This is a genomic window from Campylobacter sp. 2352 PW, from assembly GCF_024723575.1.
Classification (GTDB): Bacteria; Campylobacterota; Campylobacteria; order Campylobacterales; family Campylobacteraceae; genus Campylobacter_D.
This window is the reverse complement of sequence record NZ_JANQCX010000001.1, coordinates 143,480-167,964: the sequence shown is the minus strand read 5'-3', so window position 1 is coordinate 167,964 and position 24,485 is coordinate 143,480. Positions and strand designations below refer to the sequence as shown.

Genomic DNA, 24,485 nt, shown 5'->3' with positions numbered 1-24,485 from the left:
TAAAATGGCATATGAAGCAGGTAAAATAGAAAAAAAATGGCAAAAAATTTGGCAAGAAAAAGAATATTTTGAACCAAAAGATGATTTTTCTTTACCAAAAAAATACATTTTATCTATGTTTCCATACCCAAGTGGTAGAATTCATATGGGACATGTGAGAAACTATAGCATAGGTGATGCTATGGCTAGGTATTATAGAAAAAAAGGTTTTAATGTCTTACATCCTATAGGTTTTGATAGTTTTGGTATGCCTGCTGAAAATGCTGCAATTAAACATGGTATCCATCCTAAAAAATGGACTTATGAAAATATTGATTATATGCAAAATGAACTTGCATCTTTGGGCTTTTCTTTTTCTAAAAAAAGAATGTTTGCTACTTCTGATCTTTTATATACTAAATTTGAGCAAGAATTTTTTATCAAAATGTATGAAAAAGGACTTGTTTATACTAAAGAAGCTGAAGTTAATTGGTGTGAGAATGATAAAACAGTCTTAGCAAATGAGCAAGTTGAAGATGGCAAATGTTGGCGTTGTGGACATGAAGTCATTAGAAAAAAAATGCCAGGATATTATGTAAAAATCACTGCTTATGCAGATGAATTATTGCAAGATCTTAAAAAATTAGAAGGAAAATGGCCAAGTCAAGTTCTAACTATGCAAGAAAATTGGATAGGTAAAAGCACAGGGCTTAGTTTTGATTTTGATATAGAAGAAAATGATAAAATCAGTGCAAAAAAAATCAATGTTTTTACCACAAGAGCTGAGACTATTTATGGAGTGTCTTATATTGCTTTAGCACCTGATCATGAAATAGTAAATGAATTAATTGATAAAAAATTACTAGATCAAGATGTTATAGCTAAAATTCAAAATATACAAAACCAAACACCGCGCCAAAGACAAGCCGCACCAAAAGAAGGATATTTTTTAAATCTTTATGTAATCCATCCACTAAGCAAAGAAAAAATTCCTTTATGGGTAGCTAATTTTGTTTTAAGTGATTATGGTAGCGGCGCTGTTATGAGCGTGCCTGCTCACGATGAAAGAGATTATGAGTTTGCAAAAACTTATAATTTGGCTATAAAAAAAGTAATTTATAAAGATGAAAATGACGCACAATGCTACACTTTAAAAGAAGGTGTTTTAACTAATAGTGACGAATTTGATCAACTAGAATGCAATGAAGCTAGGGAAAAAATTAGTTTAAAAATTGAATCTTTGGGTATTGGTAAAAAGGTTACCAATTTTAAAATTCGTGATTGGGGTGTTTCTAGACAAAGATATTGGGGAGCTCCTATACCAATGATTAAGTGTAACTCTTGTGGCATAGTCCCTCAAAAAATAGAAAATTTACCTATTACCTTGCCTGAAGATGTAGTGATAAATGGAGAAGGAAATCCGCTTGATAAGCATGAAACATGGAAAGAGTGCGTTTGTCCAAAATGTGGTAAAAAAGCACAAAAAGAAAGCGATACTTTAGATACTTTCTTTGAAAGTTCTTGGTATTTTGCGCGTTTTGCAAGTGATGATAAAACATGGCAAGAAAAAGCAGTAGATGAAAAAAGTGTTAATTATTGGATGAATGTTGATGAATATATTGGTGGGATTGAACATGCAATATTACATTTACTCTATGCTAGATTTTTTCAAAAAGCACTTAGAGATTTGGGTTATTTAAAAGATGATGAGCCTTTTAATAGGCTTTTAACCCAAGGAATGGTCACTAAAGATGGTGCTAAAATGAGTAAGTCTAAGGGCAATGTGGTTGATCCTGATTATATTATAGAAAAATATGGTGCAGATAGTGCAAGATTGTTTATATTGTTTGCTGCACCACCTGCTAAAGAACTTGAATGGAATGATAGTGCATTAGAGGGCGCGTTTAAATTTATCAATAGGCTTTATGAAAAGGCTATGAGTTTAGAATGTGGAAAATTGCAAGAGATTGATCATCAAAGTTTAAATAAAGAAGAAAAATATGCTAGATTAAAAGTATATGAGGCTTTGAAAAAATCTTTTGAAGTTTATGAAGAAAGCTTTGCCTTTAATACCTTAATAGCTGCATGTATGGAAGCTTTAAATGCCTTAAATACTATAAATCATAAAGAAGTTTCAAAAGAAGCTTTTTATATTATTTTAAATATCTTAGAGCCTATCATCCCTCATGTTTGTTTTGAGCTTAGTGAGTATTTGTTTAAATGTGAAAATTTTAAAGTATTAAAAATAAAAGATGAAGTTTTTGTAAAAGATAGTTTTAATATAGCTATTAGTGTTAATGGTAAAAAAAGAGTACAAATTGAAATAAATTCAGAAGCTAAAGAAGATGAGATTTTAGCTTTAGCTAAAGAAAATGTCGCAAAATGGCTAGAAGGAAAAACTATAGTAAAAGAAATTTATATTGATAAGAAATTGGTTAATTTGGTGATTAAATGAAAAAATATCTAGTGCTGTTTTTTGCTTTTTTCATCATAGCTTGTGGATATATTCCCTCTTCGCAGATGGCAAGTAGGGTTTTGGGTGAAAATGTATTTTTAAAAATCAATATTAGCAAACAAGATCCTGAAAACAGTGTTTACATAACAGACATTCTAAGAGAAGCCATGCTTAATAAGCTTGGTAGAAAAATCACAGATGAGTATAATGCAGATAGTTCTATTATAGTCACGATGAAAAAGTTAGAATTTCATCCTATGGTTTATGATAAAAATGGTTATGTGATTAATTATAAAGCAGAGCTTTATTTGGAGTTTGTGTTGCGTTATAAAAATGGCAAGGAAGAAATTGTAAATACTAAAGGAAGTTATAATTTTGATATTAATCCAAACTCTATCATCAGTGATCAAGCAAGATTTGAAGCGATTAAAAATGCATCAAGTGAAGCTTTTGATGAATTTGTTTCTATTATAGCTATTAGGGGTTATAAATAAAATGGCAAGTCATATCAATGAAATTGCAAAAGAAACATTGATAAAACTAAAAGAGCGTAAGTTATATCCAACTCCTGAAAATTATAGCGAGGTGTTTGAAGAGTGTGCTAAAAAAGCAGGAGTGATGAGTTCAAATAAAGCCAGAATAGAAAAATACACCAATCTTTTAGATGATTCTTACAAGCAAGAATTAAAAGGAAAAAGTATTCGAACTATTGATGAGTTTTTGATGTTTTTAGTCTCTAGGCTCAATAGACAGGTAAGTAGAAAATATGAAGATGTTTATGCTTTGCTTGGCTTAATCATTCAACAACTTAGTATTAGTAAAGATAAAAAAATCAAAGAGCTTGCTCAAATTACTCAACACAGATTATCCCAAGCTATGGATTTAGAAACCATATATCTTTTAAGAGCTAAATGGAAAGAACTTGAAAAATCTTATGAAGATGGAGAACTTTTAAAAAAATTAGAAGAATTTAATATCCGAGCTTTTTTGGATTTTCATGCTTTAATAGAAAAACTTATCACTATGCTAAAAGAACGTTCTTATGAAAAACAAGCTGAACTTTTACTAGCTTCTTTAGAACCTTTATTTGGTGAGAGTAAAGAAGTAGAGCAATTTAAGCAAAAATTAAAAGAAAATCCTAGATTGATTGCTAGAAAAGAATTTGCACATGAATATTGTTTGATGCTACAAAAAAAAGAAGCAATAGATAAATACTATATACAAAAAAATCTTTCTTTTTTCAATCAGCATTTAGAAAGCCTAAATGAAATGGTTTCAAAGCTTTATGATAATAGCCAAGAAGATGTGAAATTTATTAATGCTTTAACTAAAGATGAAAATGGTAATGTGCAGGTTAATTTTGATACATTAAAAGATAAGCTTTTGTATGCAAACGAGCAAATAGCTCAAATTAAAACTCAAATTCAAGCTACAAGCGATGATGAGCAAAGAGAACAATGGAGTCTTGCTCAAGAGCTTAAAAAACTTGATGAAAATTATAAGCTTTATGCGGTTAATTATGCTTTATCTTTCTTTAAAATCAATAATATAGAACATGTTATTAATGCTTATGGCATTGATAGTTTTAAAACTATTAGTGGGAAGTTTAAAAAAATCCTCAAAGATTTATGTAAAAATTTAGCTGAAATTTGGATTTTAGATGAAAGTTCTTATTTAATTGTTTTTCCGGGTAAAAGCTTAGAAGATGCTCAAATCTTTACGGAAAAAGCTTTGAAACTTATAGATGATTATAAATTTATTTATAAAGAAGAAGTAGTTAGACTTGTTTTATCATCTTCTTGTATAGAAAAAAAAGAATTTCCAGATGGCGATATTTTAAAAGAATTAATGCAAAAAGCTTAGTATGAATTTCCAGCAAACACTTTCACAAAAAACCATGCATGTGCAAAAAATCAGTAGATTTTTTATGTTTAGTATGTATGAAAAATATAAAAAATTTATCCCAAAAACTAAAAATATTCAAATTATTGGCACTAATGGCAAAGGAAGCACAGGTAGATTTTTAGCCCTTTTACTCTTAGAGCAAGGATGTAAAGTAGGGCATTATACAAGTCCACATATTTTTGAATTTAATGAAAGATTTTGGTTAAATGGAAAAATTACAGGCAATGAGCTTTTAGAAAAAGCACACGAAGAATTAGAAAGTGTTTTTTTAGATGATGTGAAAAAACTTAGCTATTTTGAGTATGCTACATTTTTAGCATTTTTTGTTTTTAAAGATTGTGATTATGTGATTTTAGAAGCTGGAGTAGGTGGAGAGTACGATGCTACAAGTGTTTTTGAGATAGATTTTAGTATTTTTACTAAAATAGGTTTTGATCATCAAGATTTATTGGGTAAAAACTTAGATGAAATAGCAAGAACAAAATTAAAAGCCATGAGTGCTAAAGCTTTAATTAATCATAAGCAAGAAACAAAAGTATTAAATTTGGCTCAAAAAATAGCAAAATTAAAACAAGCTAGTTTAGATATTAGTGCGTTAGATGAAAACAAGGCTATTTATCCTTATGTGCAAAAATATATTCAAAAATATAATTTAGCAACTTTTTTAAAAGATAATCTTTTTTTAGCCTTAGAAGCTTTTTCTAAAATTTGTGCCAAAAATGAAAAAGAATTGATTTGCAGCATTAGTAATTTGCCAAAACTTGATTTAAAAGGAAGGTGTGAGCAAATAAGTCAAAATATTTTTGTTGATGTAGGCCATAATGAAATGGCAGCTTTAACTTTAGCTGAAATTTTCAAGGAAAAAAAAGTTCATTTGGTTTATAATTGCTTTTTAGATAAAGATTCTTATAAAATTTTAAGAGCTTTAAAGCCTATAATAAAAATAGTTGAAATTTATGAATATGAAAGCAAAGACAGACCTTTAGCAGGCTCTGTTTTGCTAGAAAATTTAGAAAAATTAGATATTGCTTATCAAAAATTTGAACAAATAAAAAAAGATGAGTTGTATTTAGTTTTTGGTTCTTTTGTATTGGTAGAAAATTTTTTAAGAGGCTATAATGAAAGATAAATTTACGTTAACTATCACAGATGTAAATGGTTCTAGACATTTTTTATTAAGTCAGATCATAAAAAAAGTAATTATTTATTTTACTACTTTTGTTTTTGTTGTTATAGTTTTGGGTGCTTTATATATTAATTATTTGGCAGATAAGCGTTCAGAGCTTTTAAAAGAGCAAGAAACATTGTCAGCAAAAAATACTAAATTATTTTCTCAAAATGAAAGTATGCAAAAAAGTTTAGAGGAAAAAACAGCCTTGTATGATGAACTCCAAACTCAACTTGCAGATATTGAAGAAAATTTAGGTTTAAAGCAAGATGAGGGTTTGGATATACCAGAAAGATTGGAAAAAGTTAAGCTTACTAACGATCAAGCCTATTTATTTTTAACACAAATTCCAAATGGCCATGTGATAGAAGATAATGGAGTCACAGGTAATTTCGGATGGCGCCATCATCCTATATTAAATAAAAAAGAGTTTCATCCAGGTATTGATTTAAGAGCAGCTTTAAATACTCCTATTTATGCACCGGCAAATGGAGTAGTTGAATATGCTGCATATAGTAATAATGGTTATGGTTATTCAGTGATTTTGATCCATAATTTTGGCTTTAAAACGGTATATGCACATATGATGCGCAAAGATGTTGTTAAGGCAGGGCAATTTGTAAAAAAAGGTGATTTGCTTGGATATACAGGAAATACCGGTCTTTCTACGGGACCACATTTGCATTATGAGGTTAGATTTATTAATAAACTTTTAGACCCTAAAATTTTTATAGATTTAAACCGAAAAAATTATGAACAAATATTTGATAAAGAAAGGAGAGTTCCATGGCAATCTTTAATAAAGGCTCTATTGCTACAGTATCCGAAACTACAGTCATTTCAAACGGAGCAAAAATAGAAGGAAAATTTTATTTTGACTCTATGCTTCATTTAGATGGAGAGATTACAGGTGTGATTGATTCTTCTAATGTGATAGTGATAGGTAAAAGTGGTGTTTTAAAAGGACAAGTTAAGGCAAGTAAGATAGTGATTAATGGGGTTTTTGAAGGAGAAATGCAAGTTGATTCTTTGGAAATTTTATCCGGTGGTGTGCTTAATGGTAATATCATAGTTAAACAATTAAGCATTGAAAATGGTGGAAAATTTAATGGAAGCAGTAAAATAATTGAAAAAGACGAAGAACTTGCAACTATTGATGTGAGCATAGAAAATTCAGAAAATGCAAGCTAAATTATATGAATATTTATTAAGTAACAAAACTGAGTTAATAGTTTGTGAGAATGATAAAGAAGCAGATGAGTTAGCTCAAGTTTGTTTATTTTTAAATTTAAAAACTTTCGTTTTACCTGATTTTAGAGCAGAATTTGGTAGTGACTTGCGCTCTTTTTCTAAAGAGCTTTTTGAAATTTGTAAAGTTTTAAATGCTTATCACAAAGAAGATGAAAATAAAATTTTAATTTCTCCTATAAAAACAATTTTGCAAAAACTCCCCGGAAAAAAGCATCTAAAAAACATTATTCTTAAAAGAAATTCACTTCTTGCTTTAGAGAAATTTAAAGAAGAAATTTTACATAGTGGGTATGAGTTTGTAGATATAGTTCAAGATAAGGGTGAGGTTTCAATACGCGGGGATATTATAGATATTTTTGCGATTAATGAAGAACAACCTTTTAGAATTTTGCTTTTTTCAGATGAGATAGAAAGTATAAGATATTTTGATATACATACGCAAAAATCAATCCCAAATGAACTTTCAAAAATTGAGATTTGTCCATTTTTAAGTGCTTTTAATCAAGAGCAATATGAAAATCTACAAGAAAAAATTCAAAATTTTCAAAGTCAAAGCATTGTTAATGATGTTAATTCTTTAGGCTTTTGGTGTGTTGATGATTTTTGTGATTATTTAGATTTAAATTTTGTGAGTATAAAAAATTTTGATATAAATGATTTTGAAGAAGATATTAGTAAAATTAATCAAAATATTTTACCTGAACCAAGATTTTGTAAAGATTTAGTAAGTTCTTATAATCATGATTTTTTCACTTTTCACAAAGATAAAAAAATTACTATTTTGGCAAAAAATGAAGCTTTGTTTAAAGCTTTAAATTTACAAGAATTTTCAAATATTAAATTAAAAATATCTCAAGAAAGAATCAACCTAATCACTCAAGATGAGCTTATTATCTCTTTAAATAAAAAAGAAAAAAGTAAAAGAGTTAGAAAAGCAAGTTTGGTAATAGATGAGCTTAGAGTCGGGGATTTTGTTGTACATGAAGATTATGGTATAGCTAAATTTTTAGGTCTTGAGATTATTATAATTGCAGGAGCAAAAAAAGAATTTGTCGCTCTTGGGTATTTAAATAACGATAAGCTTTTATTGCCTGTTGAAAATTTATATATGATTGATAAATATATCGGTGCAAGTGGTGGCGTGCCTTTACTTGATAAGCTTGGAAAAGGAAGTTTTCTAAAAATCAAAGAAAGATTAAAAGAAAAATTATTTGCCATTGCTTCAAATATAGTTTCTTTAGCAGCGACTAGAGCTTTGATAAAAGCAAAAGAATTAAAAATTTCTCAAGAATTACAAGATGAATTTATCAATAAAGCAGGATTTTTTTACACTAAAGATCAAAGTCAAGTTTGTCAAGAAATCACTCAAGATTTAAAAAGTATGCAGGTGATGGATAGGCTTTTAAGTGGCGATGTGGGTTTTGGTAAAACAGAAGTTGCTATGAACGCTATATTTACTTGTGTAAAAAGTGGTTATACGGCTTTATTTTTTGTGCCAACTACTTTGCTTTCAGCCCAGCATTTTAAAACCTTAAAACGAAGATTTGATTCTTTTGATATAGAGGTTTTTAAGCTAGATCGTTTTACTAGTGCTAAAGAAAAAAAACAAGTTTTAGCATTTTTAAAAGAAAATAAGCCTTGTGTAGTGGTAGGAACGCATTCTCTTTTAGGGGTTGAGTGTGAAAATTTAGGTTTAGTTGTGATAGATGAGGAGCATAAATTTGGTGTAAAACAAAAAGAAAAACTCAAAGAATTAAGTAAAAATTCACATATTCTATCTATGTCGGCAACGCCTATACCAAGAAGTTTAAATCAAGCTCTTAGCTCTTTAAAGTCATATAGTGTTTTACAAACTCCACCTGAGGATCGTTTGGATGTGCGTACCTTTGTTAGAGAAAGTCATGACGCTTTGATTAAAGAAGCTATTTCAAGAGAATTAAGAAGAGCAGGACAGATTTTTTATATACACAATCATATAGCAAGTATTGATGGGTGTAAAAAATATCTTTTAGATTTGTTTCCAAATTTAAAAATTTTAATCTTGCATTCTAAAATTGATGCAAAAATTACTGAAGAAGAAATGATTAAATTCGAAAATAAAGAATATGATTTATTGCTTTGTACTTCTATAGTTGAAAGTGGTATTGATTTGGCAAATGCAAACACTATCATAGTAGAAAATTCAGATAGTTTTGGTATGGCTGATTTGCACCAACTTAGAGGAAGAGTAGGGCGTAGTGCTAAGCAAGGATATTGTTATTTTTTGATTGAAGATAAGGAAAAAATCACAAAAGATTCTTTAAAAAGACTTACGAGTTTGGAGAGTAATTCTTATTTAGGCTCAGGAAGCGTACTTGCTTATCATGATTTAGAAATTCGTGGTGGTGGAAATTTATTAGGTGTGGATCAAAGTGGACATATAGAACAAATTGGTTATAGTTTATATCTTAAAATGTTAGAAGATGAAATTAATAAGCTAAGCAAAAAAGAAGAAATTAAAGAGAAAAAAATAGATCTAAAGCTTAATATCAATGCCTTTTTAAATAGTGAGTATATTGGTGAAGATCGTTTGAGATTAGAGCTTTATAGAAGACTTAGTAAATGTATGAGTGTTAATGAAGTCTATGAAATAGAAAGTGAGATGAATGATCGTTTTGGTAAGCCTGATATTTTTACTAAGCAGTTTTTGGATTTAATCATCATAAAAATTTTAGCTAGCAAGCATTATAAACTAGTGAGTAATTATGAGCAAAATATTTGTTTTGTAAAAGATGATGAGAGTAAGGAAGTCATTAAGGCAAAAAGCAAAGACGATGATGATGTGATCGAGGCTATTTTGATGCATTTAAGAAAGAGTGAAAAAGCATGAGCGGATATGAAATTTTTAAAGCTTTAGTTAATGCAAATATCAACTATAACGATTTTGAATGGCTAGAAAATAATACTTTAAGCGAGTTTGAAATTTTAATTTCTGTAGTTTTAACCCAAAATACAAACTGGAAAAATGTATTAAAAGCTTTGACAAATTTAAAACAAGCAAATATTACTAAGATAGAAGATTTATTAACTTTAAGCACTCAAGATTTAGCGCTTTTAATAAAGCCAAGTGGATTTTATAATACCAAAGCAAAATATATTAAAAATTTCGCTCAAAAATATTTCCAAGATTTTAATTCTTTTGAACTTTTTAAAGAAGAAGTAGATAGAGAATGGCTTTTGAGTGTTAAGGGTTTTGGTCAAGAAAGTGCAGATGGAATTTTAAATTATATATGTAAAAAAGAAGTTTTGGTAGTTGATGCTTATAGTGCAAAAATAGCTAATTATTTAGGTTATGAGTGTCAAAGTTATGATGAATTAGCAGATTTTTTAAAAAAAGGCATAGCTAAAAATCAACAAGAATTATGTGTTTTACTAAAAAAAGAATGTAAACTATACGAGCTTTATCAAATTTTTCATGCTTTAATTGTTTCTTTTTGTAAAACACACTTTCAAGGTAAAAAACTTTCAGTAGATGGCGCACTTATTTTAGATCCTTTAAAATTTTAAATTTATTTTTTATTTAAAAAGTTATTTTTTTTACGATTAAAGTGCTATAATGTATTTAACTTCATAAAAAGGAGAAGTAATGAATACAAGTATAGTTGGAAAGCAATTTGAGCTAACTGAGTCTATAAAAGAGTATGTGGAAAAAAGCTTTGATGCTTTAAGTAAATATGGCTTAGATGTGATTTCTGCGCGTTGTGTTATAAGTGCTGATGAAAGGCATGGAAAGAAAGGATTTTGGGCTGAATTTAGCATTAACTTAGCTGGTATTAATACAGTGGTTGTAAAGCAAAAAGATAAAGACTTATACGCTGCTATAGATTTAGCTATTGATAGAATTTCTAAGGTTTTAAGAAGATTACATGATAAAAACATTACCCATAAGCATCAAGATGAGATAAAAGAAAATTTAGTATTGCCAAGTGTGATTGAGGAAGATGAGATAGTTCCAACAGAACTTGAGCTATATAAACCTTTAGAAATTGAAGAAGCATTAGAAAAGCTAAAAGCAAGTAAGGATATATTTTTAGTTTTTAATGACATAGATGCAAAAATGAGGGTGCTATATAAGAAAAAAGATGGTAAATTTGGTTTATTTTAAAAAATCTAGCCTTTTTAAGGCTAGATGTATTAGAAGAGTTTGTTAAAGATTTTATCTATTGCTTGATCTACTTTTTTACCTGTGTTTTTAGCACCATCACTAGCATTTCCACCTATTGTATTAACAATAGAATTTACAACACTTTTTGTATCAAGACTTACTTTAGGATCTTGTGTTGTTCCTTTTATAATTCCTTTGAAATTTACTCTATCAATAACGATATTAAAAGGAATGTTTAATTTAGTGCTTTTTGTATCAACTTTGCCTTTGCTGATGTTTATATTACTTCTATCAGCCACTAGGTTTAAATTTAAATCTATAAGATTTTTATTGATATTTATTTTAGCTTCACCGTTGCGATATACATCTTGAGTGATATCTTTTTGTAAAAGTAGCATTAAAGCACTTGTGATGAGGTTTTTCTTAAGTTGTCCATCGGCTAAGTTCATTAGCACCACACCACTTTCTTTTAAAAGATTATAGTCAATACTTAAATTTGATTTTGCTTGGTAATAATCAGGCAAATCTAAGCTTTGAGCTAAATTTGAAAGATCAGTATTTTGCATTTTAGCGTTAAAAATATTATTTTTTAAAGTTGCATTTAATGAGCCGTTAAATATATTTTTACTATTAACGCTTGCATCAATTAAAGCGTTTTTAAAATCAAATTTTCCTTCAAAATCAGCCTTGCCTTTTAAGTTTCTATCGACTAAAAATCCTAGTTTAGAAAAATCTTGCAATGAAATATTATAAGTACTTGCTAGAGCCATTTGATTAAGATCAAAATTTCCTTTTAATGAGTTAATATTTGCAAATGAACTTAGAGCTTTAGCGTTAAAATTAATGATTGATTTAGAAATTTTTCCATCAAGATTGATTTTTGCTGAAGTATTCTTTGGAAATTTTTTATCCAAAAGCTTGGATAATTCTACTTCATTAAAAGAAGAATTGATAGTGGCTTTAAAATCACCGTTAATATTGTTAAAATCAAGTGTTTTTAAATCAATATCAGCATTTACATCGCCAAATGCTAAAACTTTTTGTCCAATTAAAGGGAAAAGTTGTTCTAATTTTATATTATCAATCTTTGCTTGTAAACTTTTTCCATTAGATTTTGCATTGATAAGTCCTTGCATGATTTTAATATTTGCATCAAGATTTTGAATTTGATTTGCCTTAAGATCAACTTTGGCATCTAAATTTAAAGGTCCATTGAGATCTTGTTTGGTTAAAGGTTTTAATTTGTTAAGATTATCTACAAAAGCACTAATTTGTGCTTTTAAATCTTTGTTTGTAAGATTATAAGAGCCTTTTAGCTGAGGTATTTTTGCTATGTTTGAATCAAGCAAAGCTTCATAATCAATCAAAGAATTTTTCGCATTTGCTTTAGCTTGTAGATTAAAAGTTGTTTTTGGAAAATCAATATTGCTTAGTTTTTTAAATTCTACAACATTTATATTTGCATTGTTTAACCTAGTATTTAGATTGAAATTTTTAAAATCAAGTCCTTGCGCTTTTAAATCTAAAATTAATTTAGAATTAATAAAAGCAGGCATAGAGATAGTCTTTAAAAGCTCTGCTACTTCAATATTAGTTGTATTGATATTAAGATTATTATTTTCTAAAATAGTTTTTAAGCTACCACCAAATCCCAGCAAGTTAGCATCTAATTTTTGTAATTGATTGTTTGCAAAAAGTAAATTACCTTGAATTTGACTTTTGCCTTGGAGTTTCATTTTAGCTAAAGATGAAAATTGATTAAAATCATCTATTTTGATGTCAAAATCACTAGCTAAGCTTTGTTTTGCTATATCATAAATACTTTTTTGTGTATAAAGTTTGAAGAAGTTGCTTAAAATTTCACTTTTAGATATAACTTCATTGTTTTGGATTAAAGATCTTATTTCACCTTTTATATAGCTTTGTTTTGGTAGGCTTAGATTGAAATCTTTTTCAATGAGAGTATTGTTGATAGAACTTGTGTAAAAATTAATCAAAGCATTACCATTTGGTTTTAAATCTTTAGCTTGTATATCACTTATAATACTAATTTTTCCTTGAGCATATCTTGGTAAATTAGCAAAATCTAAAATTTGAGCTAAATCTATATTTTTTCCAATAAATTCAAGATTTATAGGAGAAAAATCAACGATTTTTGCATCTAAACTAAGATTAGAATCAAACAAAAATCCATTACCTTTTACTGAAAAATCGCTACTTTTACCTACAACATTACCCTTAAATGTAAAATCTTTATCGCTTTTTAAGCCAAGTTCTTGAATATAGTTTTGTTTAAGTCCTAAAAGATAGTTTAAATCAAATCCTAGTCTTAAAGGCGATATACCACCTTCTATATTAGCAAAAAATTTATCATCAATATTTGCTTTAATGTCAAGTTGCGAAAAACTAATTTTGAAATTTTCAAATTTAACATTTATACCACTTTTTTGAGCAATTATCGTTTCGATTCTTGGCTTTAAAAAAGCATTACCCATACTTGTAAATAATAATGTATATATAGCTAGCAATGCCACACATACTACGCCTAAAAGAATGTAAAGAATTTTTTTCATGAGAAACCTTTATAATGATATATCATAAAAATTTAGTGTAATAGACTAAACTTATATGATATATTTTACTTAATTTATTGACAATTAACTTTCTTTAATGTATAATTCTATCACTCAAAAACAAAGAGTGCTAAAAATGGCACATTTTAGAAAGGATAAAAAATGAATTTTCAACCTCTAGGAAAGCGTATTTTGGTAAAACGCTTAGAAGAAATGAAAACTACTGCTTCTGGGATTATTATACCAGATAATGCTAAAGAAAAACCATTAAATGGTGAAGTTGTTGCAGTAAGCAAAGAAATAGAAGATGTTAAAGTAAATGATAAAGTAATGTTTGCAAAATACGGCGGAGCTGAAATTAAACTTGATAATGAAGAGTATTTGGTTCTTAATATTGATGATGTTTTAGGGATTATTAAATAAAAAAGGATAAAAAATGGCAAAAGAAATATTTTTTTCAGATGAAGCAAGAAATAAACTTTATGAAGGTGTTAAAAAATTAAATGATGCAGTAAAAGTTACTATGGGACCACGTGGTCGTAATGTATTAATTCAAAAAAGTTTTGGTGCTCCAACTATCACAAAAGATGGTGTGAGTGTGGCTAAAGAAGTAGAATTAAAAGATTCTTTAGAAAATATGGGTGCTTCTTTAGTTAGAGAAGTAGCTAGTAAAACAGCTGATCAAGCAGGCGATGGAACAACAACGGCAACAGTTTTAGCGCATGCTATTTTTAAAGAAGGTTTGAGAAATATCACAGCAGGTGCTAATCCTATCGAAGTTAAAAGAGGTATGGATAAAGCTTGTGAAGCTATAGTAGCTGAACTTAAAAAACTTTCTCGTGAAGTTAAAGACAAAAAAGAAATCGCTCAAGTTGCAACAATTTCTGCAAATTCAGATGAGAAAATCGGAAATTTAATCGCTGATGCTATGGAAAAAGTTGGAAAAGATGGTGTTATCACTGTTGAAGAAGCAAAATCAATCAATGATGAATTAAATGTAGTTGAAGGTATGCAATTTGATAGAGGTTATTTAAGCCCATATTTCATTACAAATACTGAAAAAATGACAGCTGAATTGCAAAATCCATTTATTTTGTTATTTGATAAAAAAATTGCTAATTTAAAAGATTTATTACCAATTTTAGAGCAAATTCAAAAAACAGGAAAACCACTTTTAATTATAGCTGAAGACATTGAAGGTGAAGCTTTAGCAACTTTAGTTGTAAATAAATTAAGAGGTGTTTTAAATATTTCAGCAGTTAAAGCTCCTGGATTTGGCGATAGAAGAAAAGCTATGCTTGAAGATATCGCTATTTTAACAGGTGGTGAAGTGATTTCTGAAGAGCTTGGAAGAACTTTAGAAAGTGCTAGTATCCAAGATTTAGGTCAAGCTTCAAGCGTGATTATTGACAAAGATAATACAACTATTGTAAATGGTGCAGGTGAAAAAGCAAATATTGATGCAAGAATTAATCAAATCAAAGCTCAAATTGCTGAAACAAGCTCAGATTATGATAGAGAAAAACTACAAGAAAGACTAGCTAAGTTAAGCGGTGGTGTAGCGGTAATTAAAGTTGGTGCTGCTACTGAAACCGAAATGAAAGAGAAAAAAGATAGAGTTGATGATGCATTAAGCGCTACAAAAGCTGCTGTTGAAGAAGGTATAGTAATAGGCGGTGGTGCTGCATTAATCAAAGCAAAATCAAAAATCAGCTTGAATTTGCAAGGTGATGAGGCTATTGGTGCTGCTATTGTAGAAAGAGCTTTAAGAGCACCTTTAAGACAAATTGCTGAAAATGCTGGATTTGATGCTGGTGTAGTTGTTAATACAGTAGAAAATAGCAAAGAAGAAAATACCGGTTTTGATGCTGCAAAAGGTGAATATGTAAATATGCTTGAAAGCGGTATTATTGATCCTGTTAAAGTAGAAAGAGTGGCTTTACTTAATGCAGTTTCAGTAGCTAGTATGCTTTTAACAACTGAAGCTACAATTAGTGAAATCAAAGAGGATAAACCTGCTATGCCTGATATGAGTGGCATGGGCGGTATGGGAGGCATGGGCGGTATGATGTAATACCATTTTTTTGCTGCTTTTGAGTTGCTTTTTATATAAAGCAACTCACTCTTTTTTATTTTTCTGCACTGATTTTTATTTTTGTTATAATAGATGTAAAATTATAAGGATTTTACATGAAAAACTTACAAGAAGAACAATTTTCCAACTCAAAATACATTAAACCTAAAAGATATACTTATATAGGCAAAGATAATAAAAAATATACTTGGGATTTTATAGAAGCATTAGATAGTGTTTCTGTTTTTTTATATCATACTCAAAAAGATTCTTTTGTCTTTGTAAAACAATTTAGAATTCCTTTATGGGATTATCAAAAACGTAATAACTTAAAATTAGATGAGATGGGATTTAGCATAGAGCTTTGTTCAGGACTTGTTGATAAAAATTTGAGTTTAGACGAAATAGCTAAAGAAGAATGTATTGAAGAGCTAGGTTATGCTCCTAGGGTTGTAGAAAAAATAGGAGAGTTTTATACAGGTTTTGGTTCAGGTGTAAGTAGACAGTTTTTATTTTATGCTGAAATTACCGAAGATGATAAAACTGGTCATGGCGGTGGAATTGATGGAGAGGATATTCAAGCAGTATGGATAAAAAGAAAAGACTTTGAAAAATTTTCCAAAGAAAATCCTATCAAAACCCCTTTACTTGAATATGCGTATTTGTGGTTTAAAGGTAAGAATTAATCTTACCTTATTTTTCTTCTTTATTTTCAATGTTTGGGTCTTTTTCATCAAGCATTTCTTTAAAGATTACAAATAAATCTTCAGAGGCTTTTTCAGCATTTGAGCATTTATCTAGAATTTGATTTTGAACTAATTCATTACCTGTGTTTTCATTATGTGCCAAGGCAACAGCTTGGTTGATATTTTCATGCACCTTTTGGTGTGGTAAATTTAACTTACCAAAAGCTCTTCCACCAGAAAATCTTTCTTTGCCCACACCTACAATCCATTTTGCAAGTCTACAACTTAAATGATCAGAGAGTGCTTTGCCTGAAGCATGAATGATTTCATTATAGCCATTTAGTTTAAATGCGATATGATCTAATTTTGCTAAAGATATAAAAATTTCAGATGTGATACTTTTAGCGTGTGAGCTAGTTGAATTTGCATTAGAGATTAATTGAGCAAAATTACTAGAGAATTTTATAATATGTTCATTTGATTCTAATGATACTTTTTCTACTTGTTCACTTTGTCCATACATTTCATCTGCATTTTGTTTTAATAGATTAATATTTAATTCTACTTCAGAGGTTGCTTTTTGTGTTTTTTCAGCAAGTTTTCTAACTTCATCAGCAACAACAGCAAAGCCTCTTCCGTGCTCTCCTGCTCTAGCAGCTTCAATAGCAGCATTTAGCGCTAATAGATTGGTTTGATCAGATACATCTTTGATTAAATTAATAACATTAGTGATCTCATCAACACTGCGGTGTAAATTACCCGCTGTATCTCTTGAGCGATTGGCTGATTCAATAATGCTTTGAAGTGAAGATATAATTGAATGCGTAATTGCATTTAATTCTTGCATATCTTTTAATGATGAGTCAGAATACTGGGAGATCATTTCAGCTTTATTTACATTTTCTTGCATATCGCCTTGCACATTTGAAATGCCTTTTAATACTCCATTTAACAACATCTCCAAAAGACGAGTTTCAAGTGCAGTTTTTCCATAATCTTCTTGAAGTTGCTTTTCGTATTTTTCAATCAGTTCTTGTTTTTCTAAAAGAAGTTTTTTGTTTTCTTCTTCTAGCTCTTTGATTTTATTTTGTAAGTCTTCAAAGTCTTGTTTTGATTGACTTTTTTTTCCAAACATAGTTTTTCCTTGAAAGTTAAAATTAGAAAGAAATTATTTTTTATAATTTGATAAATAAGTGTTTAACTCATCTTTTAATCTTAATTTCTCTTTTTTAAGATTTGCAATTTCCAAGCTATCTAGATGAATTCTACCTTCTTCTGCGTCTTTGATTTTGTGATCAAGTTCATTGTGCTCTTCAAACAATTTATCAAAGTGCATGTCTTTACCTTTTAGCTCAGTAATTAAATCTCTAAATTCATGTAGCATATAAGCCTCCTTTTTAAAATTAATATTTGATTATAGCTTAAAATAAGTTAAATATATTTTAACTCATCGGGTTTTTGCTTGTTTTTTATAATCTTTTTGGCTATTTTTATGCTGTCTGCTGTACCTACGATTAATAATTTTGCTCCAGTACCTATTAAAGTATCACCTCTTGGCATAGGTGTGAATTTTTTATTTTCTAAAATTCCTACTATACTTACGTTTGCCATATCTCTTAAATGAATTTCTTTTAATCTTTTAAATCTCACCCACGATTCATCAGGAATTTTAACCTCTTCTAAATCAATAGGACTATTTTTTTTATAAAGATAATTTTCTAATAAATTTTCCATATCTGGTCTTGCTGACATCGCACTAAGTCTTTGTGCGACTAATTTTGTAGCAGAAACAATAGAATTTGCTCCAAGTTTTTTAAGTTTTTCTGTTTCATCTTCATTGCTTGAACTAGCTAGTATAAAATAAGGATTAATTCTTTGTAGTTCTTTTTCAAATAATCTTACTGAGGCAATGATAGCAATATTATCTGCTATGTTATTACTAAGGGTTATTACGCCTTTTGCGCTAGAAAGATTGGTTTTTAAAAAGGCTGTATTAGTATGAGGTGCGCTTTCTATATAATAAGGATAATTATATTTTTCGGCAATCTCGCTGAAATTTTCAACTTCATCAACCACAACAAAAGGAATATGATTTTCTCTAAATTGCTGTGCTAATTCTATGGTAAAATCATTATGGTAGCATATTACAAAATGATTTTTTAATCTTGCAACTTTATGCAGCATTCTTCTTTCCTTGATGATTTTAGACAAAACACCTTTTTTTACTATTTCTATTACTAAACCCATACAAAAAGTAAATATTGTAAAAGTTAATAGTACATATACAACAGTAAAAATTCTACCTGCTGTTGGTATGGGATTAACTTCAGTATAACCCAAAGTGGTAAAAGTCATACCGGCTTGATAAATAGCATCGTTAAGGTTATAATTACTTGTGAGCATATAACCAAAAGCCCCAATTAATGTCATAACAACAACGGCAATAAGAGGAATTCTTAAAAATTTAAGTTGCTCATAAAGCTCATCATTGAGATTAATTGGAGGTTTTGGAGAGGGAGACCAATTGAGGAATTTTTGTAGCTTTTTTAAAAAAGACATAGTAATTCCTCATTTATATTTAAGGATTATTTACTACTTTGCTTTTTAAGTGTTCTTAAAGTTGAAGCAGCAACTCTAACTTTTCTAGTGGTTCCATCTTCTAAAGTAATACGAACTGTTCTTAAATTTGGCAAAAAGCGTCTTTTTGTTTTATTGTTAGCATGGCTAACATTGTTACCTACCATAGGTCTTTTTCCTGTAATTTGGCAAATTCTTGACATAAATTTTTCCTTATGAAATAAAAATAATTTTTAACATTGTATCTAAAACAAGCTTAAAAAAATCAAATATTATCAAAAATACATAAAGAAAATTTGATAATAAGTATGATAAAATTATTTTTTACTTTTATTGGAGATATAAAATGTATGTAGCGCCAAGTTTATTGTCTGCAAATTTTTTAAATTTGGAAAATGAGATTAAAGATGTGTGTGAAGCAGGGGCTGATTTGTTGCACATTGATGTGATGGATGGGCATTTTGTACCAAATCTTACTTTTGGTCCTTGTGTGATTGAAAATATTTCAAAAATTACTTCAGTACCTTTAGATGTGCATTTAATGGTGCATAATGTTAGTAGTTTTGTAGATTTATTTATCCCAATAAAGCCAAAATTTATTAGTTTTCATTTAGAAGCTGAAAATCATCCTATTAGGGTGTGTGAGTATATAAGAAAAAATAGTATTCACCCTGCTATTGTTTTAAATCCACATGCTCCGGTTTCAAATATAGAGCATATTTTAGAATTTGTAGATATGGTGCTTTTAATGAGTGTTAATCCAGGCTTTGGCGGGCAAAATTTTTTACCTTTAGTGTATGATAAAATTAGACAGTTAAGAGAAATGATAGATAGGAAAAATCTTAAAGTTTTTATAGAAGTAGATGGTGGGGTAAATGGTTTAAATGCGCCTGATTTAGATGAAGCAGGAGCTGATATTTTAGTCGCAGGTAGTTATATCTTTTCCTCACAAGATAAAAAAACAGCAATTAATTCTTTAAAGCTTGAATTTTGAGTCAACAACAAATCGATGATTTAATCATCAAGCTAAGTAAAGAAAACAAACCTTTTCCTTGGGTTTTAAAAGAACTTGCAAAAATAGAAGAATTAAATCATTATGAGTTTGATTTATATATTTTTGAGCTTTTAGGACTAGGAGTGGAGCTTAATGCGCAAAATTGCTTGTGCTTAAAAAGTAAAAATACAAAAATAAAAGATGAGATTTTTTGTGTAGTAGATATCGAAAGCACTGGTGGGATAAAAAGTGGTCAAATTTTAGAAATAGGTGCGGTTAAAATTCAAAATTATAAAGAAATTGATAGATTTGAGAGTTTTATAAAAGTAGAAAGCATACCTGAAAATATTACAGAATTAACCGGGATTAGTTTGGATATGGTAGAAAATGCACCTTCTTTAAAAACTGTGTTAAATGATTTTAAATTGTTTTTAAAAGATAGTATTTTTGTAGCACACAATGTGCGTTTTGATTATCATTTTATATCTAAAGCTATGTATGAAAATGATTTTGGGGTGCTTTTAAATAGAAGATTATGTACTATTGATTTAGCTAAAAAGTGTATTGAAAGTCCAAAATACGGTCTTGATGCGCTAAAAGAGTTTTTGTGCATTGAAAGTAAGCATCATAGAGCCTTAAGTGATGCTTTGGCTGCAAGTGAAATTTTAAAATACTGTCTTAAAAAAATTCCTTTTTATATAAAAACTACCGAAGAATTGTTACATTTTAGCAAGCAAGCTAAAAATCAAATAAAAAAATAAACTTTGTTTTGTATTTATTGCTATACTTGCTTTGCATAAATGACGGGAGCTTGTGATACAGGCTGAGAGTAAGCTAAAAGCTTAGACCGCACCAGAACTAGGTAATGCTAGCGTTGGGATAATTTATCAACTACTCACATACCCTTCATTTATCCAAATTTTATTTTAAGGATAAATTTAAATGAAAACTCAAATGTCTTATGCAAAAGAAGGAATTTTTACAAAACAAATGCAAATTGTTGCGCAAAAAGAGCAAGTAAGTGAAGATTTTTTGCTTGAAAATATAGCATGTGGAAAAATTATCATTCCTGCAAATATCAACCATAAAGTACTAGACCCAAATGGTATTGGCTATGGACTTAAAACAAAGGTAAATGTAAATTTAGGTGTTTCAAATGATTGTGTAGATTATAGTGAAGAAATGAAAAAAGTAGAATTGGCTCATAAATTTAATATAGAAGCTATTATGGATCTTAGTAATTATGGTAAAACTAGTCGTTTTAGAGATGAGTTAATTGCTACTTCAAAAGCTATGATAGGCACTGTGCCTGTTTATGATGCGGTTGGATTTTTAGAAAAAGATTTAAAAGATATTAAGGCAAAAGATTTTTTAGATGTAGTATATCATCACGCTAAAAGTGGAGTGGATTTTATGACAATTCATGCAGGGATAAATTCTCGTGCTGCTAGGGTTTTTAAAGAGTGTGATAGGATTACTAATATAGTTTCAAGAGGAGGTTCAGTTCTTTATGCTTGGATGCAAATGAATGATGCTGAAAATCCATTCTATGAATATTATGATGATTTACTCGCTATATGTAAGGAATTTGATGTGACACTTTCTTTGGGCGATGCGCTAAGACCTGGTTGTACTCATGATGCAAGTGATGGAGCTCAAATTGCTGAACTTATCGAACTTTCGTTATTAACTAAAAGAGCATGGGCTCAAGATGTGCAAGTAATGATAGAAGGACCTGGCCATATGGCTATTAACGAAATAGAAGCTAATATGCAACTTGAAAAAAGAATTTGCAACGGCGCGCCTTTTTATGTCTTAGGACCATTGGTTACTGATATAGGTGCAGGATATGATCATATAAGCGGAGCGATCGGTGGAGCAGTTGCAGCGGCAGCTGGTGCTGATATACTTTGCTATGTAACTCCTGCTGAGCATTTAAGACTTCCAAATTTAGAAGATGTAAGAGATGGTATAGTAGCGACTAAAATAGCAGCTCATGCAGGAGATATAGCCAAACTTCCTAAAGAAAGAAAAATAGATGATGAAATGAGTAAAGCTAGACAAGATATTGATTGGGAAAAAATGTTTAAATTGGCAATTGATGGAGAAAAGGCTAAGAAAATGTTTAATGAAAGAAAGCCTGAAGAACTTAATTCTTGTTCAATGTGTGGAAAAATGTGTGCTATGAACACTATGAATAAAATTTTAAAAGGTGAGGATGTAAGTTTGATAAAAGAATAAACCCTCGATTATGAGGGTTTAGTTTGATTAATCTATTACTTTATAATTATAAGGTTTTAGATTTTTATCATCTTCAAGAAGTTTTGCTGGTGGATTACCATTTACTTCTTGGTGTTTATAGTAGCGGTCTCCTGCTTTGTTGCCATTTAGATCTACTTTATAGTGAATTTCACCTGGATTTAATTTTTGAATATCTTCAAAACCTAAATTTGAAGTTTTGAAATCTTTAATACCATTTTTGGCCGCAATTTCTACTAATTTAGTTTGTCCTTGTCTTGACATATCAACTGATTGTAAAAGCATTCTTGAAGCTTCTCTAGGATTGTGGAATCCTGTTGAGTTTTCAGCACCTACAAAGTCTGCTCTTACTTGAGATTTTCTATGAAGTTCTAATACTTCTTTTAATTCAGCTGAAATTTTAGCATCATCTGCTTTGCCATTAGTTTGGAATTTAGGCATTTTTCCAAGCTCTGCGCGAATAGTTTCTACATCTTTAATCAAGCTTACTAAAGAATATTCAGCTGTTCTTAAATCATGAGCTACTGAATTTTGAATATCTTTTACTTGTTTAGCTAGATAGCTTTCGCTTTGAGTATGGCAAGTTTTACAAGCTGAATTAATATCAACTAAAGGCGAGGTGATGTTATGGTTGGTAACTTTTTTTGCACCTTTTCTAATATAAGGCATGTGACAATCTGCGCAACTTACACCATTTGCAGCATGTACTCCACCACTATAAAGCTCGCTTTCTGGGTGTTGAATTTTCAACATAGGTGCTTTAGTGATTTTATGAACCCAATCACTTGGGAAATTTTCTCTATTTTTTTCATAATAATCATCAAACATTTCTATTCTAAATGGCTCACCTTTTTTCCACTCACTCCATGGATAGGTTAACTCTATACCATCAACCTCAATTTCAATTGGTTTATTTCCATCTCTCCAAGAGTCAAATTCATCATAAGTTTTTTGTGTACCATTCCACCATTTTTTAGAACTATCATTAGCAATACTTTCACCGATAGTTTTTACTTTAGTACCTGTTGGTTTGAAATAATACTCAACGTGACATTGAGAGCATACTAAAGTTCTCATCTCGCTTCTTGAAGCTTTAATGCCTTGTTTTTCATCTGCCTCATAGCCTCTTGAAATTAATGCGTTGATTAAAGCTGGTCTTGTAAGTCTTAAACTCATATCTGTTGGGTTGTGACAATCTGCACATGTTACACCCATTCTTTTTCCACCATGAGGTCCACTGTGCTCAGGTGAGTTTTCTTTAGCTCCATTTACCGCAGGAACTGTTTTAATCATAGTCCAATATTTTGCAGAGTTAAATGCCACCCAATCACCTTTTGCAGTGTTGTTTAAAAGCCAAGGAGTCCATCCGCTATGACAATTCATACAAGCTGTTGGTTGACCACCAAATCCTGCAAAGCCATGTGCATTTAAGAAATCTTTGTTATTTCTAGCTGTATCCATTTGATCTACTTGAACCCAAAAGTGTCCTCTTTCTTCATTTGCATCAATGCTAAATGGATAACCCGCCCAAAGAACAGTTAGTTGTGGATAGCGGATTAGTTTTGAATAAGCTAAATTTCCACCAAATTCTGTTGCATTAGGTGCTTGTTTTTCCACTGCTGTATGCATATCTAAATAATCAGGAAAATTCTTTCCCCAATAATCAAAAGTAGGGTTTTCATCGCCAAGTTTTACAATTTCTTGAGAAATGATTCCACCTACTGAATCATTTGTTTTAGCTGTGATATCTTGATTTAACCACAATACGCCCGCAATAGCTACTATAGTAGCACTTATAGCACTATATAAAATGCCTTTATTATTCATTAATTACTCCTTTCATTTAAAATCCTCTCTTATGACCAACACCTTGGTGACAAGATACACAACTTAAGGAATTATCTTTATGTGGATCTAGAGTAGGGTTGATAGTGTTGCTCGCAATTTCTTTATGACATTCTATGCAGTTATTTTGGACTATTTCTTTACTTTTTGCATTTGCACTTAAATGTGTAGGTAAAGAATCAAGTTTAAAAGTAAATGCATAAGCATGTCCTAAACCACTTTGAGCTTTAGCAATCCATTTTTCAAAAAAGCTATGTGGTAAATGACAATCATTACAGGTTGCTCTTGGTTTACCATCAACTTCTTTAGAGTGTGAAGCTTTTAAATAATCATTATAAACTTCGTTCATAATATGACAATTATTACAGCTTTCACTAGCATCGCTAAAATAAGAAGTGCCTTTAGCATTATGGAAAGTATACATTCCAACTCCTGCTAAAATTACAAGCAAGAAGAGGAAAACAGCAAAAAGTTTTGAGTTTGCTTTTTTCAAAGTCTCTCCTTTGAATGAAGTTTAAGTTACAAGAACTTAAGTATAATTATATTATACTATAAAATCTTAAAAAGTAAATATA

The 24,485-nt window shown here is 29.7% G+C and carries 22 protein-coding genes, 1 pseudogene and 1 riboswitch; of the genes and pseudogenes, 15 read left to right on the top strand and 8 right to left on the bottom strand.

Going from position 1 to position 24,485, the window contains the following annotated elements:
* The first annotated feature begins 4 nt into the window (after nt 1–4).
* From leuS to hpf, 9 genes are all read left to right on the top strand, one after another.
* Entirely contained in the window at nt 5–2,434 is a 2,430-nt protein-coding gene (gene leuS, locus CAMP5121_RS00870; RefSeq protein WP_337214524.1) for a leucine--tRNA ligase, read from the top strand.
* Nucleotides 2,431–2,928: an LPS assembly lipoprotein LptE gene (gene lptE, locus CAMP5121_RS00865; protein WP_039668573.1), complete on the top strand. Its 498-nt coding sequence runs from the start codon at nt 2,431–2,433 to the stop codon at nt 2,926–2,928. The genes leuS and lptE overlap by 4 nt, the downstream gene beginning before the upstream one ends.
* 1 nt (nt 2,929) lies before the next feature.
* Complete coding sequence (locus CAMP5121_RS00860) at nt 2,930–4,297, top strand: hypothetical protein (protein WP_173787453.1); 1,368 nt, start codon at nt 2,930–2,932, stop codon at nt 4,295–4,297.
* 1 nt (nt 4,298) lies between these two features.
* Nucleotides 4,299–5,468 carry a Mur ligase family protein gene (locus CAMP5121_RS00855; protein WP_337214523.1) on the top strand — a complete coding sequence of 390 codons (1,170 nt, stop codon included), beginning with the start codon at nt 4,299–4,301 and terminating at the stop codon, nt 5,466–5,468.
* Nucleotides 5,455–6,366, top strand: a complete 912-nt coding sequence (locus CAMP5121_RS00850) for a M23 family metallopeptidase (protein WP_263678820.1) — start codon at nt 5,455–5,457, stop codon at nt 6,364–6,366. Before CAMP5121_RS00855 ends, CAMP5121_RS00850 begins: the two co-directional genes overlap by 14 nt.
* On the top strand, nt 6,294–6,698 hold the full coding sequence (locus CAMP5121_RS00845; protein ID WP_263682088.1) for a bactofilin family protein: 405 nt from the start codon (nt 6,294–6,296) through the stop codon (nt 6,696–6,698). The genes CAMP5121_RS00850 and CAMP5121_RS00845 overlap by 73 nt, the downstream gene beginning before the upstream one ends.
* Nucleotides 6,688–9,627: a DEAD/DEAH box helicase gene (locus tag CAMP5121_RS00840; protein WP_337214522.1), complete on the top strand. Its 2,940-nt coding sequence runs from the start codon at nt 6,688–6,690 to the stop codon at nt 9,625–9,627. Before CAMP5121_RS00845 ends, CAMP5121_RS00840 begins: the two co-directional genes overlap by 11 nt.
* Nucleotides 9,624–10,304, top strand: a complete 681-nt coding sequence (locus CAMP5121_RS00835; RefSeq protein WP_337214521.1) for a 3-methyladenine DNA glycosylase — start codon at nt 9,624–9,626, stop codon at nt 10,302–10,304. Before CAMP5121_RS00840 ends, CAMP5121_RS00835 begins: the two co-directional genes overlap by 4 nt.
* A gap of 79 nt (nt 10,305–10,383) precedes the next feature.
* A complete protein-coding gene (hpf, locus tag CAMP5121_RS00830) occupies nt 10,384–10,902 on the top strand; it encodes a ribosome hibernation-promoting factor, HPF/YfiA family (RefSeq protein ID WP_012661742.1) in 519 nt (172 codons plus the stop codon).
* Nucleotides 10,903–10,931: 29 nt separating this feature from the next.
* On the opposite strand, the gene CAMP5121_RS00825 is transcribed toward hpf, so the two are convergent.
* Nucleotides 10,932–13,475 carry a hypothetical protein gene (locus tag CAMP5121_RS00825; protein ID WP_337214520.1) on the bottom strand — a complete coding sequence of 848 codons (2,544 nt, stop codon included), beginning with the start codon at nt 13,473–13,475 and terminating at the stop codon, nt 10,932–10,934.
* Between the two features lie 162 nt (nt 13,476–13,637).
* Between CAMP5121_RS00825 and groES the strand changes: the two genes are divergently transcribed.
* The 3 genes from groES (at nt 13,638) to CAMP5121_RS00810 (ending at nt 16,235) form a co-directional block, all read left to right on the top strand.
* Entirely contained in the window at nt 13,638–13,898 is a 261-nt protein-coding gene (gene groES, locus CAMP5121_RS00820) for a co-chaperone GroES (protein ID WP_337214519.1), read from the top strand.
* A 13-nt stretch (nt 13,899–13,911) separates the two neighbouring features.
* The gene (gene groL / locus CAMP5121_RS00815) at nt 13,912–15,549 is read left to right on the top strand and encodes a chaperonin GroEL (protein ID WP_070256698.1); all 1,638 of its coding nucleotides are present in this window, start codon (nt 13,912–13,914) and stop codon (nt 15,547–15,549) included.
* Nucleotides 15,550–15,665: 116 nt separating this feature from the next.
* The gene (locus tag CAMP5121_RS00810) at nt 15,666–16,235 is read left to right on the top strand and encodes an NUDIX domain-containing protein (protein ID WP_337214518.1); all 570 of its coding nucleotides are present in this window, start codon (nt 15,666–15,668) and stop codon (nt 16,233–16,235) included.
* Nucleotides 16,236–16,242: 7 nt separating this feature from the next.
* Here the strand turns inward: CAMP5121_RS00810 and CAMP5121_RS08115 are convergent, their stop codons facing one another.
* From CAMP5121_RS08115 to rpmB, 5 genes and pseudogenes are all read right to left on the bottom strand, one after another.
* A complete protein-coding gene (locus CAMP5121_RS08115) occupies nt 16,243–16,590 on the bottom strand; it encodes a CZB domain-containing protein (protein ID WP_442863277.1) in 348 nt (115 codons plus the stop codon).
* 99 nt (nt 16,591–16,689) lie between these two features.
* Nucleotides 16,690–16,974, bottom strand: a pseudogene (locus CAMP5121_RS08110) (methyl-accepting chemotaxis protein); the annotation flags it as partial.
* A gap of 429 nt (nt 16,975–17,403) precedes the next feature.
* Nucleotides 17,404–17,619, bottom strand: a complete 216-nt coding sequence (locus CAMP5121_RS00800) for a YdcH family protein (protein ID WP_012661736.1) — start codon at nt 17,617–17,619, stop codon at nt 17,404–17,406.
* Between the two features lie 47 nt (nt 17,620–17,666).
* The gene (locus CAMP5121_RS00795) at nt 17,667–18,794 is read right to left on the bottom strand and encodes a potassium channel family protein (protein WP_263706359.1); all 1,128 of its coding nucleotides are present in this window, start codon (nt 18,792–18,794) and stop codon (nt 17,667–17,669) included.
* A 26-nt stretch (nt 18,795–18,820) separates the two neighbouring features.
* Entirely contained in the window at nt 18,821–19,015 is a 195-nt protein-coding gene (gene rpmB, locus CAMP5121_RS00790) for a 50S ribosomal protein L28 (RefSeq protein ID WP_039664221.1), read from the bottom strand.
* A gap of 143 nt (nt 19,016–19,158) precedes the next feature.
* On the opposite strand from rpmB, the gene rpe reads away from it, so the two are divergent.
* The 3 genes from rpe to thiC all read left to right on the top strand — a co-directional run bounded on the left by rpe (nt 19,159) and on the right by thiC (nt 22,047).
* The gene (gene rpe / locus CAMP5121_RS00785) at nt 19,159–19,806 is read left to right on the top strand and encodes a ribulose-phosphate 3-epimerase (RefSeq protein WP_337214516.1); all 648 of its coding nucleotides are present in this window, start codon (nt 19,159–19,161) and stop codon (nt 19,804–19,806) included.
* Complete coding sequence (locus CAMP5121_RS00780; protein WP_337212336.1) at nt 19,803–20,567, top strand: 3'-5' exonuclease; 765 nt, start codon at nt 19,803–19,805, stop codon at nt 20,565–20,567. Before rpe ends, CAMP5121_RS00780 begins: the two co-directional genes overlap by 4 nt.
* A 32-nt stretch (nt 20,568–20,599) precedes the next feature.
* Nucleotides 20,600–20,703: riboswitch (TPP riboswitch) on the top strand.
* A 45-nt stretch (nt 20,704–20,748) separates the two neighbouring features.
* A complete protein-coding gene (gene thiC, locus CAMP5121_RS00775; RefSeq protein WP_337214515.1) occupies nt 20,749–22,047 on the top strand; it encodes a phosphomethylpyrimidine synthase ThiC in 1,299 nt (432 codons plus the stop codon).
* Nucleotides 22,048–22,074: 27 nt separating this feature from the next.
* On the opposite strand, the gene CAMP5121_RS00770 is transcribed toward thiC, so the two are convergent.
* Complete coding sequence (locus CAMP5121_RS00770; protein WP_263663115.1) at nt 22,075–23,892, bottom strand: ammonia-forming cytochrome c nitrite reductase subunit c552; 1,818 nt, start codon at nt 23,890–23,892, stop codon at nt 22,075–22,077.
* Between the two features lie 16 nt (nt 23,893–23,908).
* Entirely contained in the window at nt 23,909–24,403 is a 495-nt protein-coding gene (nrfH, locus tag CAMP5121_RS00765) for a cytochrome c nitrite reductase small subunit (protein ID WP_012661729.1), read from the bottom strand.
* Nucleotides 24,404–24,485 lie beyond the last annotated feature (82 nt).

Coding starts and splice junctions, on each gene's coding strand:
- CAMP5121_RS00770 (WP_263663115.1), bottom strand. CDS start 23,892: ATGAATAATAAAGGCATTTTATATAGTGCTATAAGTGCTACTATAGTA.
- CAMP5121_RS00835 (WP_337214521.1), top strand. CDS start 9,624: ATGAGCGGATATGAAATTTTTAAAGCTTTAGTTAATGCAAATATCAAC.
- CAMP5121_RS00860 (WP_173787453.1), top strand. CDS start 2,930: ATGGCAAGTCATATCAATGAAATTGCAAAAGAAACATTGATAAAACTA.
- CAMP5121_RS00840 (WP_337214522.1), top strand. CDS start 6,688: ATGCAAGCTAAATTATATGAATATTTATTAAGTAACAAAACTGAGTTA.
- hpf (WP_012661742.1), top strand. CDS start 10,384: ATGAATACAAGTATAGTTGGAAAGCAATTTGAGCTAACTGAGTCTATA.
- groES (WP_337214519.1), top strand. CDS start 13,638: ATGAATTTTCAACCTCTAGGAAAGCGTATTTTGGTAAAACGCTTAGAA.
- CAMP5121_RS00800 (WP_012661736.1), bottom strand. CDS start 17,619: ATGCTACATGAATTTAGAGATTTAATTACTGAGCTAAAAGGTAAAGAC.
- CAMP5121_RS00845 (WP_263682088.1), top strand. CDS start 6,294: ATGGCAATCTTTAATAAAGGCTCTATTGCTACAGTATCCGAAACTACA.
- rpe (WP_337214516.1), top strand. CDS start 19,159: ATGTATGTAGCGCCAAGTTTATTGTCTGCAAATTTTTTAAATTTGGAA.
- CAMP5121_RS00825 (WP_337214520.1), bottom strand. CDS start 13,475: ATGAAAAAAATTCTTTACATTCTTTTAGGCGTAGTATGTGTGGCATTG.
- leuS (WP_337214524.1), top strand. CDS start 5: ATGGCATATGAAGCAGGTAAAATAGAAAAAAAATGGCAAAAAATTTGG.
- CAMP5121_RS00810 (WP_337214518.1), top strand. CDS start 15,666: ATGAAAAACTTACAAGAAGAACAATTTTCCAACTCAAAATACATTAAA.
- CAMP5121_RS00795 (WP_263706359.1), bottom strand. CDS start 18,794: ATGTCTTTTTTAAAAAAGCTACAAAAATTCCTCAATTGGTCTCCCTCT.
- lptE (WP_039668573.1), top strand. CDS start 2,431: ATGAAAAAATATCTAGTGCTGTTTTTTGCTTTTTTCATCATAGCTTGT.
- thiC (WP_337214515.1), top strand. CDS start 20,749: ATGAAAACTCAAATGTCTTATGCAAAAGAAGGAATTTTTACAAAACAA.
- groL (WP_070256698.1), top strand. CDS start 13,912: ATGGCAAAAGAAATATTTTTTTCAGATGAAGCAAGAAATAAACTTTAT.
- rpmB (WP_039664221.1), bottom strand. CDS start 19,015: ATGTCAAGAATTTGCCAAATTACAGGAAAAAGACCTATGGTAGGTAAC.
- CAMP5121_RS00855 (WP_337214523.1), top strand. CDS start 4,299: ATGAATTTCCAGCAAACACTTTCACAAAAAACCATGCATGTGCAAAAA.